At 64.0% G+C, this 13,941-nt stretch carries 8 protein-coding genes; 5 read left to right on the top strand and 3 right to left on the bottom strand.

Annotated elements, in window-relative coordinates; translation table 11 throughout:
* Positions 1–155 precede the first annotated feature (155 nt).
* Entirely contained in the window at positions 156–2,345 is a 2,190-nt protein-coding gene (locus tag C5J24_RS17605; protein WP_105419604.1) for an esterase-like activity of phytase family protein, read from the top strand.
* 119 nt (positions 2,346–2,464) lie between these two features.
* Here C5J24_RS17605 and C5J24_RS17600 read toward each other — a convergent pair whose 3' ends face one another.
* Positions 2,465–3,451: an aldo/keto reductase gene (locus C5J24_RS17600; protein WP_105419602.1), complete on the bottom strand. Its 987-nt coding sequence runs from the start codon at positions 3,449–3,451 to the stop codon at positions 2,465–2,467.
* 115 nt (positions 3,452–3,566) lie between these two features.
* Between C5J24_RS17600 and C5J24_RS17595 the strand changes: the two genes are divergently transcribed.
* Entirely contained in the window at positions 3,567–4,802 is a 1,236-nt protein-coding gene (locus tag C5J24_RS17595; protein WP_105419600.1) for a DNA repair exonuclease, read from the top strand.
* 3 nt (positions 4,803–4,805) lie between these two features.
* On the top strand, positions 4,806–8,258 hold the full coding sequence (locus C5J24_RS17590; RefSeq protein ID WP_105419598.1) for a YhaN family protein: 3,453 nt from the start codon (positions 4,806–4,808) through the stop codon (positions 8,256–8,258).
* Here the strand turns inward: C5J24_RS17590 and C5J24_RS17585 are convergent.
* Together C5J24_RS17585 and C5J24_RS17580 are read right to left on the bottom strand one after the other, a co-directional pair.
* Positions 8,255–9,103, bottom strand: a complete 849-nt coding sequence (locus C5J24_RS17585; RefSeq protein WP_105419596.1) for a DUF6030 family protein — start codon at positions 9,101–9,103, stop codon at positions 8,255–8,257. The two genes, C5J24_RS17590 and C5J24_RS17585, sit on opposite strands and share 4 nt — an antisense overlap.
* 115 nt (positions 9,104–9,218) lie before the next feature.
* The gene (locus C5J24_RS17580) at positions 9,219–10,004 is read right to left on the bottom strand and encodes a metallophosphoesterase (RefSeq protein ID WP_105419594.1); all 786 of its coding nucleotides are present in this window, start codon (positions 10,002–10,004) and stop codon (positions 9,219–9,221) included.
* A gap of 449 nt (positions 10,005–10,453) precedes the next feature.
* On the opposite strand from C5J24_RS17580, the gene C5J24_RS17575 reads away from it, so the two are divergent.
* Both C5J24_RS17575 and C5J24_RS17570 read left to right on the top strand, forming a co-directional pair.
* Positions 10,454–11,524, top strand: a complete 1,071-nt coding sequence (locus tag C5J24_RS17575; protein ID WP_245437396.1) for a polysaccharide biosynthesis/export family protein — start codon at positions 10,454–10,456, stop codon at positions 11,522–11,524.
* Positions 11,525–11,662: 138 nt separating this feature from the next.
* Positions 11,663–13,936, top strand: coding sequence for a Wzz/FepE/Etk N-terminal domain-containing protein (locus tag C5J24_RS17570; RefSeq protein ID WP_245446680.1), 2,274 nt, complete (start codon positions 11,663–11,665; stop codon positions 13,934–13,936).
* Positions 13,937–13,941: the final 5 nt, after the last annotated feature.

Here is a 13,941-nt window from a genome sequence, read left to right as displayed (position 1 = left end):
ACAGTCTCGCATTTGAAAAGGCCCGGGTTTTTCCCGGGCCTTTTTTACGAATTGCTAATCTCCGCCGGCGAGGACGCCGGATGCGAAAACTGTCATCTGCCTGTCACGACCGTGGCTCACAAGCCACCTGTGTTTCATGGACAGGAGGGCTTCCCATGACGTTTTCACTTCGTGCCGCGTTGACCGCAGCACTTCTTGCTTCGGTCGCCGTGCCGGCGAGCGCCGAGCAGGTTTTCAACCGCATCGCATCTTTCCCCGTCGCCGCCAATCTTCCCGCCGACAAGGACAAGCTGAGCGTCAGCTCGGCCGAAATCGTCACCGCCAGCGAAGACGGCATGACGCTCATCTATACGGATAGCCCGCTCGGCGCGATCGGCTTCATCGACATCACCGATCCGAAGGCCCCGAAGGCGCTCGGCGCGCTCACCTTCAAGGGCGAGCCGACCTCGGTTGCGTCGGTCGGCAAGAAGGTTCTCGCCGCCGTCAACACCGGCGAAAGCAAGCAGAAGCCGGCCGGCATCCTGGCCGTCGTCGACATTGCGACGAAGAAGGTCGATCTGACCTGCGATCTCGGCGGCCAGCCGGACTCGATCACCGTCTCCAAGGACAAGACCTTTGCCGCGATCGCCATCGAGAACGAGCGCGACGAGGACGTCAACGATGGCGCCCTCCCGCAGATGCCGGCCGGCGACCTGGTGATCGTCTCCCTGAAGGACGGCACCGCCGACTGCGCCTCGATCAAGCACGTGACGCTGACCGGCCTTGCCGGTGTCGCGCCGGAAGATCCGGAGCCGGAATTCGTCGCCATCAACGACAATGGCGAAATTGCCCTGACAATGCAGGAAAACAACGAGATCGTCATCATAGACGGCAAGACCGGCCAGGTCACCGGCCACTTCTCTGCCGGCAAGGCCGATCTCGAAGGCATCGACAACAAGACCGACGGCCAGCTGTCCTTCACCGGCAAGGCTTCGGCGCTGCGCGAGCCTGACGCCGTCAAGTGGCTCGACAACAACCGCCTCGTGGTCGCCAACGAAGGCGACTGGAAGGGCGGCTCGCGCGGCTTCACCATCTTCGACCGCACCGGCAAGGTTCTCTACGAATCAGGCGCCTCGCTGGAGCGCGCGGTTGCCCGCCTCGGCCATTTCCCGGAAAAGCGCGCGCGCTCGAAGGGCATCGAGGTCGAAGGCATGGAAGCCGCGACCTTCAACGGCCAGAAGTATTTCTTCCTGCTCGCCGAACGCGCCTCGGTTGTCGCCGTCTACAAGGACACCGGCGCCGAGCCGCAGCTCATGCAGATCCTGCCCTCGGGCATCTCGCCGGAAGGCGCCGTCGCCATTCCGGGCCGCAACCTTTTTGCGACCGCCAATGAAGTCGATCTCGGCAAGGACGGCGGCGCCCGTTCGCATGTGATGATCTACGCCCTGGAAGAAGGCGTGGCCAGCTATCCGAAGCTCGTCTCCAAGGACGTCGACGGCAACGTGCTCGGCTGGGGCGCGCTCTCGGGCCTGGTCGGCGACGCCCAGAAGGACGGCATCCTCTATGCCGTCAGCGACTCGGTCTACACCATGCAGCCGTCGATCTTCACCATCGACACCACCAGGAAGCCCGCCGAAATCACCGGCGTCCTGCGCATCACCCGCGGCGGCCAGCCGGCTCAGAAACTCGACATCGAAGGCATCGCGCTCGACGGCAAGGGCGGTTTCTGGCTGGCGTCGGAAGGCGACTCCGCCAAGCTGACCGGCCATGGCCTCTACAACGTCGACGCCAAGGGCGAGATCAAGGCCGAGATCGGCCTTCCCGCAGACCTGCTCGCCGGCGAGACCCGCTTCGGTTTCGAAGGCGTGACGATGGTCGGGTCAGGCGACGACATGGTCCTGTGGATGGCGATGCAGCGCGAATGGAAGGATGACCCGAAGGGCACTGTCAAGCTCGTCTCCTACAAGCCGAAGTCCAAGGAATGGGGCGCCGTGCGCTATCCGCTCGACAAGGCCGGGGCAGGCTGGGTCGGCCTTTCGGAAATCACCGCCCATGGCGACTATGTCTACATCATCGAGCGCGACAACCAGATCGGCGATGCCGCCAAGCTGAAGAAGCTCTACCGGGTGGCGATCGCCGACCTGAAACCGGCCAAGATCGGCACCGAATTGCCGGTGGTGAAGAAGGAAGAAGCCCACGATTTCATCCCGGACCTGAAGGCTTCGAACGGCTACGTGGTCGACAAGCTCGAAGGCTTCACCTTCGACAAGTCCGGCAAGGCCTTCGCCGTCACCGACAACGACGGCGTCGACGACAGCTCCGGCGAGACCTTGTTCTTCCCGGTCGACCTCAAGGGCACTCACTGAGCCTCTCTATGGTTGAAACGGAAAAGGCCGGGTTTGCCCGGCCTTTTTGTGTTTTACGGATTGTAACCGGTAGCCTCAGTGCTCGAGCTGCCATTTTTTGAGGGGCAGGCTCGGCGTTCCTACCAGCGCTGATGCACATGCGGGGCAACCAGCCGCGCATAGATTTCCTTGGTCGCCGTCATCACGTCGGCCGAAAGTGCGGCAAGCTCTGCCGACGCCGCATTGCTCTTGGCCTGAGCCTCGTTGCGGGCGCCGGGAATGACGACGGTGACCGCTTCGTTCATCAGGATCCATTTCAGCGCGAAAGCCGCCATCGACGCTCCCTGCGGCACCAGCTTGCGGACTTCCTCGACGGCCTGGAGGCCGACTTCGAACGGCACGCCGGCAAAGGTCTCGCCGACATCGAAGGCATCGCCATGCCGGTTGAAGTTGCGATGGTCGTCCTTGGCAAACGCTGTATCGCGGGTGATCTTGCCGGACAGCAGCCCGCTTGCGAGCGGCACGCGGACGATGACCGCGACGTTCTTCCGCCTGGCTTCATTGAAGAACAGGTCGGCCGGGCGCTGGCGAAAGATGTTGTAGATGATCTGGATGCTGGTGACGTCGGGATATTCGATCGCCTTCAGCGCTTCCTCGACCTTCTCGACGCTGACGCCGTAATTCTTGATCTTGCCGCCGCGACGCAGATAGTCGAGCGCGCCAAAGACTTCCGGGCGGTAAAGGACTTCGGTCGGCGGGCAGTGGAGCTGCACGAGGTCGAGGCTGTCGATTTCGAGGTTCTTGAGGCTGCGGTCGATGAAGCCTTCGAGATTGGCCCTGGTATAGCCGTCAGCGACATGTGGGCTCAGGCGCCGGCCGGCCTTGGTCGCGACCATCGGGCGATCGCCGCCGCGCGATTTCAGGACGCCGGCAATGATCTTTTCCGAGCGGCCGTCGCCATAGACGTCGGCGGTGTCGATGAAGGTGACGCCCGCATCGAGCGCCGCTTCCAGCGCCTTGGCCCCGTCCGTTTCGCTGACGTCGCCCCAGGAGCCGCCGATCTGCCAGGCGCCGAAACCGATCTCGCTGACGGTGAAGGATGTGCGTCCGAACGCGTGGTTTCTCATGATGTCCTCCGAATAAGATTGGGCTATCCACAGGCTGCGGAACCCTGAGCTTCCTTCGTGCCCGGCATTTGCCTAAAACACCTGATCAGCTCCGGCAACCGAAACAAGCGATTCGATGACCTCCTTCCGATTCATTCACGCCGCCGACCTGCATCTCGGCAGTCCCTTCCAAGGGCTGGCGCTGAAGGATGCCGCGATCGCCGAATTGTTCATCGAGGCGAGCCGCACGGCGTTTTCAGGCCTGGTCGACCAGGCGGTCGAACGCAAGGTGGACTTCTTCATCGTTGCCGGCGACGTCTATGACGGTGACTGGAAGGACAACAAGATTGGCCTGTTCTTCAACCGCGAAGTGGCGCGGCTGGAGCGCGCCGGTATCCCCGTCTTCCTGCTGAAGGGCAATCACGACGCCGAAAGCGTCATCACCAAGACGATTACCCTGCCGAAGAATGTCAGCGAGTTCCCGGTCAACAAGCCGGGCAGCTTCAAGCTGGACCATTTGAAGGTGGCGCTGCACGGCCAGGGCTTTGCCGAACGTTCGGCCGTCGAAAACCTGTCGCTCGCCTATCCGAGGCCGGAACAGGGCTGGTTCAATATCGGCGTGCTGCACACCTCGCTCACCGGCCGCGAGCCGCACGCGCCCTATGCCCCGTGCTCGGTCGAGGACCTGCGCTCGCGCGGTTACGACTACTGGGCGCTTGGCCATGTGCATGATTTCGAGATCGTCGCCGAAGACCCGCTGGTTGTCTTCCCCGGCAATCTCCAGGGTCGTTCGATCCGCGAGCAGGGGGCGAAGGGCGCGGTATTGGTGACCGTCGAGGACAGTCGTATCACCCATGAGCGGATGATCACCGACAGCGCCCGCTTTGCCGAACTCGTGGTCGCGGTCGAACCGGACGACAACATCCCGGCGATCCTGCGCCGCACCGAGAGTGCACTGGAAGATGTCGTCGAGCGGATGGAAGGCCGGCCGCTGGCGCTGCGCATCCGTCTCACGGGCAGAAGCCGCTTCCGCAACGAAGTCATGGCCCGCGCCGAGGATTTTCGCGATGAGGTCCAAGCCGCCTGCCATCGCTCCCATGAGGATATCTGGCTCGAAAAGCTGGAAGTGCGGCTCGAACCGGCAACCAACGGGACGAGCGTCGCGACCGACATGCTCGGCCTCGAAGGCCTCATCCCGATGGGCGGCTTCGCCCCGGAACTGCTCGCCGATGCCAACGCCAAGATCGCCGAGATCACCGCCCGCCTGCCGGGTGGCATCGGCGCCGGCGACCTGGCGCTCGGCGACGACGCCGAAGCGCTGCTGGCCGAGGCCCGCGATCTGCTGCTCTCGCGTGCGGCGAGGGTGGGCTGATCCATGCGTTTCAACCGCCTCGACATTCTGCGCTACGGCGCACTGACAGACCGGACGCTGACCTTTCGTCCGGACGCCAGACTGCATGTGATCTACGGACCCAACGAGGCCGGGAAATCCTCGGCCCTGTCGGCGATCTCCGACATGCTGTTCGGTTTCCCGACTGCCGCCGAATACAGCTTCCTCCATGATGCGACCGCGCTTCGCGTCGGGGCAGCGATCACCGCGCGCGATGGGCAGGCGCTCGAATTCCGACGCCGCCGTGGCCGCAAGAACACGCTGCTCGCCGCCAATGAGGCGGAAGAGGCCTTGGCCGAGGATGCCTTGGCGCCGTTCCTCGGCACCCTGTCCCGCGATGTGTTCGAACGCGCCTTCGGGCTCGATTCCGCGTCGCTCAGGGCCGGTGGCGAGACGATGCTGAAAAGCGGTGGCGAGATCGGCAGCCTGCTGTTTTCTGCAGCCTCCGGCCTGACCGGGCTTTCGGACCTGCGCAAGTCGCTCGATGCGGAAGCCGACGGCATCTATGCGCCGCGTCGCTCCAAGGACCGCTCGTTCTATCAGGTCCTCGACAGCCATGACGAGGCGCGCAAGGCCGAACGCGACAACGAGCTGAAATCCGGCGACTGGAAGAAGCTGCTCGCCGAACAGGCCGAGATCGAAGCCGATCTTGCCGCCGTGCAGGCCGAGCGGCAGGAAACCAAGCGCGCCCTCGATCGGCTGCGGGCACTGCTGCGGCTGGAACCGGTGCTGCGGGAGATCGACCGCGAGCGGCAATTGCTCACGCAATACGAAGCGCTGGCTGCGTTGCCGGCAGGCTTCGAGGAGCGACTGGCCGGAGCTCTGGAGGCGGAGCACAAGAACGCCGAAGCGTTCAAGGCGGCGGAGGTCGAGGTATCGCGCCTGCACGATGAAATCAGCGCCGTGCATGTCGATGAGGCACTGATCGCTGCTGCGCCCAGGATCCTTGCCGCCCATGCGGACAAGGGCGCCTATCTGAAGGCGCGGGAAGATATCGCCCGGGTACGCGGCGAGGTCGACGACTTCGATCAGCGTATCGCGCAGGCGGCACGCCGGCTCGGTTTTGGCAAATTTGAGGAACTTCAGCGCGCCCAGCCGGCCGATGCCGATCTTGTGCGCCTCCGCAAACTTGTCGAGGAGGGCAGCGAGCTCGACCGCAGCCTGAAGCAGCTTCGCCAGCAGATCGAGGACGCCCAGGATGTTTTGCGGCGGCTCGGAGACCACGGGCCGGATGGCCGCCTGATCGATCCGAAACCGTGGGCGGAACAGCTCGCCGCGCTGCGTCCCGATATCAGCGAGTTCACCGGCATCGAGAACCTGCAGGTGCGCGTCGCCCGTGCCGAAAGCGATCTTGCCGCCGCGGCCGCGCGCCTCGACCCGCCGGTCAAGGATATCGCCCGTCTTCTCTCGGTGCCGCTGCCGGATATCGCGACGCTCACCCATCACCGCCGGCTGATCGACGCGGCCAAGGCGGAGAGCGCCCAGGCGGCCCAGAAGCTCGCCGGCATCCGCGACGAAGCCAAGGCGATCGCCGGCCAGCTTGCGGCGCTGGAAGGGCAGGGGCGGATCGTCTCCCGCGAGCATATCGCAGCGGCAAGAGCCGGCCGCGACGAAAAGGTCGAGGCGCTCGGGGCAAAACCTTCTGCCGAAAAACTGAGCGAACTGAAGATCGCCGTGGAGGATGCAGACCGGCTCGCCGATGCAGCGCTCGCTGACGCCGAACGTGTCTCGCGCCATGCCCACCTCACGCTGCGGCAGCGGGAACTGCTTCAGGCGGTCGGCGCTGCCGAGACCGCGGCCAGGGAAAGCGACATTGCCGCCGCCGATGCGGTCACCGAATTCGAAGACCTTTTCCATGCAGCGCCTGTCGCGCCGTCGACGCCGGAGCGGATGATCGAATGGCGCCGCGCCGTCGACGGACTTTCCCTGCTTGCGGGTGCATTGGACGAAGCGCGCGACGAGTTGGAGACGCTGCGTCTCAGGGAGGAAAAACTCAAGCCGGCCCTGCTGGCGCTGGCCGATGCCATCGGTCTTGCCGCATCCGCACTGCCGCCGCTGGCACTCGCCCGCGGGTTGGAACGCCGGATCGGGGAATTGACCGAGCGCTGGACCGAAAGCCGTTCGCTGGAAGGCAAACGCCATTCCGCCGAGGAGACGCTGGAAAAGCTGGAGGAACGCGAGAACGGTCTGCGCCGGGATATCGAACGCTGGCGCTCGACGTTCTCCAATGCCGCGGTCCTGGCGGGCCTTTCCGAAGACGCGACGGTCGACATGGCTCTTGCGGCGCTGGATGTCTGGCGCACCGTTCCCGATCTTCTCTCCGAACGGGAAAATCGGGATCGCCGCGTCAAGGGCATGGCGCGGGACATGGAGGATTTCGAAGCGGAGGTGAAGGCGCTCGCCACTGCGGTGGCGCCGGATCTGGTCTCGCTGCCTGCCGATGTTGCGGCAGGCATGCTGAATGATCGCGCAACCGACGCAAAGACCGCCGCCAACCAGCAAGCCACGCTCTCCACGGCGCTGGAGCGCGCGGAGCTTGCCGTTGCCCGGCACGCGGCCGACGCGGAAAGACTGGTAGCGGACCTGCGTGGGCTTGCCGCCGCCGCATCCAAGGATATCGGCGAGGCCGGTGGCCTTCTCCATGATCTTCGTGAGTGCAACCGGCTGGAAGCGAGCCTAGCGCAATGCCGCAGCCGCTTTGCCGAACAGGCGGATGGCGCAAGCGAAGACGAGGCCCGTGCCGCGCTTGTCGGCTTCGACAGGATCGCAGCCGGCCTGGAAATCGAGCGGCTGGATGCGGAGGATGCCCGGCAGGTCGAGCGGATGAAGGTGCTCGGCATTGCCCAGGCCGATAGCGAACGCCGCCGCCGGGAGCTGGAAACCGGCATCGGTGCCGAACGCGCAGTCTTCCAGAAGCTTGCGGCGGAGGTGGAAGCCAAGGAACTGGCGCGGCGCTGGGTGGTGCTGAAGCTCGCCGCCGGCCTTCTGGCGAACTCGATGGACGCCTATCGCGAACGCCAGGCGGATCCGGTCATGCAGCGGGCAGGGCAGGTTTTTGCCGATCTCACTGGTGGCCGCTTCTCGCGCCTCGTCCAGGTTTATGACGAGCGAGACGAGCTGCAGCTCGCGGTTGAACGGCAGACCGGCGAGCAGGTGAGGCTTCCCGGCTTGAGCGAAGGCACCGGCGACCAGCTCTATCTGGCGCTGCGGCTTGCCTTCCTGGAGGACTATTGCAGCCGCAACGAGCCGGCGCCGCTGATCCTCGACGACATCTTCCAGACCTTCGACGACGAGCGGACCGCAGCGGGCATCCGAACGCTCGCGGCGGCCGGCGAAAAATTCCAGACGGTGCTCTTCACCCACCAGATGAGCCTGGTCGAGACCGCACGCCGCGAGTTGGGGGACGGGCTGGATCTCGTCCAGCTGGAGCGAGCCTAACCGGCCGATCGCGCGGGGGCAGTGCTGCGCAGCGCCAGGCAGCCGACCGGCATGCGATAGGTCGGCGTAGCCCACCTGTCCGGCGGGGCCGACGGGCGTTCGCCGCAGCCGGCCGTCTGCCGGCGCGGCAGGATCAGCAGATTGTAGCGCCGTGCGTCGGTGATCTCCCGGCTGAACGTCATCCGGTAGTTTTCGACGATCGAGCTGAACTCGGTACGTCCCGCCAGTTTCTCGATCAGATAGGTTCGCGTCTCCGGCGTCATCGGCAGGCCGAAACGTTCGGTTGCCGCGATTGCTTCGCTGAGCACGGCAAGCTCCGTGGTCAGATCCGTCAGGCTGACCTTGATGCGAAAGCTGCTGACGATGCCGGGCTCCGTGCCGCGGGCCTGGATGAACAGCGCAGCCGGTTCAGGCGCATTCCCGAATTCCTCGAAGAACAGGCACTCCCAATCGTCACCCGAACGGCTGAAGGTCGGTGCCGTGCCTTTATCGTCCCGCAGCAGGTCGCAGCGCTCCTCGGCCGAGAGCGCCTCGGTCTTCTCGAACACTGCCATCCGCTCGAGGCCTGCCTTGAGAAGCCAGGGCGGGTAGTGTTTCTCCGGTGGCAGCGATCTATGCCTGCCGACCCGCAGGGGCGGCGCCGGTGGCGCCGGGAGAAGGTATTGCTCCAGCGCGAATTGCCGGACGAGCCGCTTGTAGTTCCGGCCATTGTTGACAGTGAGCACGGTCGCCGCGAGAGCGGCCAGCACGACCGCAAGGAAAAAACCGAAAATCAAAACCGCCGAATGCTGCCTGCGGCGGCGGTCGGCTGGTGTCGGTCTGTCTGCCTTCCCCTCCTCCGGCATGGCTCCGCTTCCGATCGAGGATGGCCCGGCGTTGGGTCCCCGCCGACAACATAACACGCTTCTTAGGCTCGATGATCAAGCCTCTGCTGTTCCGGTGGTCTCGATCCCCGGTCGTTCAAAGGAACGAGAAGCGGCCGCCGTCGATCTTGAGGATCGTGAGCCTGCCGGAATAATAGGCGCCCGTATCGATGCCGATCCGGCCGGGTCCGAAATCCGGTTCCGGCTGCGGCGTGTGCCCGTGGATGACGAGAAGCGGCAGCTGCGGTCCGGTCGCAAGAAAGGCGTCCCGGATCCAGAGCATGTCTTCATCGGTCTGCTGTTTGAGCGGTATGCCGGGCCTCAGGCCCGCATGGACAAAGACGAGCTTGCCGATCGTCAGGCTGGCCGGGAGACTGGCGAGGAATTTCCTGTGCGGCACCGGCACGGCTTCCATCAGCAGGTCGCCGAACCTGGCGCCGCGCTTCCTGCCGCGGGCGCCGAACTGGTAGGGGTCCAAGCCGTAGGATAGCAGCGTCTGTTCGCCGCCCATTCCCAACCAGCCGGAATAACGTTCCGGATCGTCCACGAACCTCATGAAAGTATCGTCATGATTGCCGCAGAGCGCTATCCGTCTCAACCCGTGCTCGCTGGGCCTGATCAGGTGTTCGAGGACGTGGCTCGAAGCCGGACCCCGATCGACATAGTCGCCGAGCAGGATGACCATGCCGGGACGTCGGTTTTCTTCGATGTCGTGAGCGATGCGCGCCTCGGCATCCCGAAGCAGGTCGAGGCAGCCGTGCACATCGCCGATCGCATAGATCGGATAGGAGGGCGGGTTCTGACCGAGATCGATCCGGCGGCGGCGAGGCCGGATCGGTCCGGCCGGCCGGCGTCCCCAAAACCAGTCCGTCAACTTTCGCATGCTTACCGCCATCCGCCTGATATGTACGATCCCGCCGCCAATGAGAAGTGGATGCCCCAAGGAGTGTTAACAACGTCCGAAGCGCTCGACTTTTCGACACGAGTATCGGTAATCGCCGCCGCCATCTGTGGGACAATTCCGCGGGCGGACAAGGCCGTTCGACAGCGTTGCCAGCGAAGGGCCTGTATTCTGTGGATAGTAAATGATTAACCAATCATGTTGTTGATCTGCCACAGCATGCGGATTTTCGATTCGCCCCCGGTTTACCCCTTAGAATCACCGGGTCCCCCCGTCGGCTAAACCGATACCATACTTTGGGTTGTATGGCGGGGCGTATGTCTAGTTCCTTGGGTGCTGTTTTAACGCTTGCTACTATTGTGTTTCTGTCCGGCTGTACAGGACTTCCGAGGTCCGGTCCGGATCCGCACGCCGTTGAAGTCAATGCAACCGTGAAGGCATTTTCCGCCGCCGGCAACAGGGTCGGCATCGACTATGCGCTCGTCGACATCAATCAGTCCGTCCTTGCCCATCTGCCGAAATCGGCCAGGTCTAGCCTGAACGCCGGTTTCGGCTCTGGCAGCAGCGGACCGCCGCCGCTCACCCTCGGTGTTGGCGATGTCGTTCAGGTCTCCGTGTTCGAGGCGCAGAGCGGCGGCCTGTTCATTCCCGCCGATGCCGGCGCCCGTCCGGGCAATTACATCACCCTGCCGAACCAGACGATTGGTCGTGACGGCACATTGAGCGTCCCTTACGCGAACAAGGTGAAGGCCGCCGGCCGTCCGGTCGATGCCGTGCAGATCGATATTGCAGAGCGTCTGGCCAATCGCGCAATCGAGCCTCAGGTGGTCATCTCGACGGTGACGAACCGTTCGATGGGGGCGTCGGTCCTGGGCGACGTCAAGCAGGCGAAGAAGATCGAACTCAGCCCCGCCGGCGAACGCATCATCGACGTGATTTCCGAGGCAGGCGGTTTGAGCATCCCCAAGGAAGAGGCGACCGTCACGCTCCAGCGCCGCGGCCGCAGCGTCACCGTCGCTTATCGGACGCTGAGTGAGCATCCGCGGGAGAATATCTATGTGCAGCCGGGCGATACGATCTTCATCGATCGCAATCGCCGGACCTTCCTGGCCTTCGGGCTGACCGGCGAAAGCGGACGCTTCGATTTCGACGATTCCAATCTGTCGCTCGGGGAGGCTTTGGCGAAGGCCGGCGGGTTGCTCGACGACAAGGCGGAACCGCAATCGGTCCTGCTTTACCGCCTCGTGGAGCGGGATCTTCTGCGCAATATCGGCCTCGACGTCAGCCGGTTCAGAGCGCGGGACGTGCCGGTGATCTTCCGCGCCAATCTGCGCGATCCGGCCGCATTCTTCGCCGTCCAGCAATTTCCCATGCAGGACAAGGACGTGATCTATGTATCGACGGCCGATGCGGTCGAGCTTGTAAAGTTCCTTACCATCCTCAATTCGGTCACCGCCTCCACCCGGGATATCGCGAGTAGTCATGATGCCTGGCGCGACTGACATCCAGGCCGCGTGCGGCCGCTCCGGGTGGGTTTCGGCCGCTGCGCGCCTCGGTCGGGTGGTGCGATGAACCAGCGGTCGGTTTTTCTCACTCGCCAGCAGCAGGAGCCCCGCAACGAAGAGGCTCCGGAACTGGACATGGACGGCCTCATCGCCATCGTTCGGCGGCAGTGGCGGGTGGTCGCCCTCTGCATCGCGGTGTTTGTGGCGCTCGGCATCGGCTACCTCATCACTGCCGTGCCTCGATATACCGCCAGGACCAGCGTGCTGATCGACCGCGGCAACCGGCAGGTCGTCGAGCAATTGTCGACGATCGGCGGGGTTCTTGATGATGAGGCGTCGGTCCTCAGCCAGGTCGAACTGCTGCGCTCCGAGACGATAGGCCTGTCGGCTGTCGACAAGCTGAAATTGTCGGATGATCCGGAATTCATGGCGGGCCGCCGAAGCCTGCTGCTCGCGGCAGTATCCGACATACGTTCGATACTCGATATCAGGCGATGGCTGGGCGGTGGCGAGGTTCGTTTCGATCAGATCGAGGCGAAACGCCGCCAGGCGCTCGCCAACCTTCTCGGCAATATGAAGGTTTCGCGCGTCGGGCGTTCCTACGTTCTGGAAATCTCCTTCACGGCCCCATCGCCGCGCCTTGCCGCAGCGGTCGCCGGCGCGATTGCGGATGCCTATCTGACCGACAAGCTCGATGCCAAATACGATGCCACAAGGCGGGCCGGCACCTGGCTGCAGGAGCGCATCGAGGAACTGCGGCAGCGCTCGCTGGAATCGGATCTGGCAGTCCAGAGATTTCGCGCCGCCAACGGCCTTGTTGTTGCCAATGACAAGCTCGTTTCCGACCAGCAGCTTACCGAAATGAACAGCGCGCTGATCGTAGCGCGTGCCGATACCGCCAGAGCCCGGGCGCGTTCCGAGCGGATCGAAGCGATCATCGCGAGTGGCGAGAGGGACGCGATCGTCACCGACGCGCTGGACAGTTCGGTGATCAGCTCGCTGCGTGAAAAATACCTGGAATCGTCGAAGCGGGAGGCCGAGATATCGAGGCGGTTAGGGCCGGACCATGTTCAGGCGGCCCGCCTTCGCCAGGATATGGCGGAATATGACCGGCTGATGTTCGACGAGATCAGGCGGATCGCCAGGAGTTACCACAGCGAGCTGGAGGTCGCCCGGTCGCGCGAGCGCCAGATTACGCAAGGGGTTCGCAACGCCACCGACATCAGCGTCACCGCAGGGGAAACGCAGGTACAGTTGCGGGAACTGGAACGGGCGGCCGAAACCTACCGGAACCTCTATCAGACGTTCCTGCAGCGATATCAGGAGGCCGTGCAGCAGCAGTCCTTTCCCGTCACGGAGGCGCGGATCATTTCCCGTGCGGTGCCGCCGACGGGCGCCAGCGAGCCGCGGCTGTCGCTGGTGCTTGCGCTTTGCCTCGCACTCGGCTGCGGCGTCGGCGGAGCGGTCGGGGCATTCCGCGAGTTTCGGGACCGGTTCTTCCGCACCGGCGAACAGGTGAGGGATGTTCTGGGCCTGGAATATCTGGGCTCGGTACCGCTGGTGGAACCGCAGCCGGGCGGAAGCCCCCCGACGGAGCCCGTGAAGGGGGAGGTCTGGAGGAAGAACAGGCTATCGGTCTTCGCGCTAGAGCATCCGTCTTCCGCCTTTGCCGAAACGTTGCGTAGCGCACGGATCGCGGCGGACGTCCATATCGACAGGCCCCACAAGATCATCGGCATCGTTTCGATGCTGCCGGGCGAGGGTAAATCGACCATCGCCATCAATTTCGCCCAGGCGCTGGCCGGGAGTGCGAGGACACTGCTGATGGATGCGGATCTTCGCAATCCGGGTGCCACCAGGGCGCTGGGCCAGCATGCGGAAGAGGGGTTGCTCGAAGTGCTGCTGGAAGGCCACGCGCCGGCCTCGGCGATGTTGATCGATCCGGAGACCGGCTTGAGGTTCCTGCCTGCGGTCGTAAAGCGGCGGACACCTCATTCGTCGGAACTGCTGGCATCGGCCGCCATGGCCAGGCTGCTGGCGCAGATGGCCGGCGATTTCGATTATATCGTCCTCGACCTGCCGCCGCTCGGCCCGGTCGTCGATGCGAGGGCCATCGCCCCGCGTGTCGATGGCTTCATCATGGTCGTCGAATGGGGCGAGACATCCCGAAGAGCCGTGAGGGATACCCTGAATGCGGAACCCCAGATCGCCGGCCGTTGCCTCGGCGTCATCCTCAACAAGGTCGATGCCGCCAGAATGAAGCTTTATGAGGGATACGGTTCGCCGGACTATTATGCATCGCGTTACACGCAGTACTACCATGAAACGCATCCTGATCCGATGCCGGTTTCCGTCGGCACCGCAACCAGGATCAAAACGACAAGGGAGAAGCCTGACAACAGCCGATGATCTTT

Origin of the sequence: Neorhizobium sp. T25_27 (assembly GCF_002968565.1) — a bacterium.
In the GTDB taxonomy this organism is placed as follows: domain Bacteria; phylum Pseudomonadota; class Alphaproteobacteria; order Rhizobiales; family Rhizobiaceae; genus Neorhizobium; species Neorhizobium tomejilense.
The sequence above is the reverse complement of the archived record's forward strand: the minus strand, read 5'-3'. Positions and strand labels throughout refer to the sequence as shown.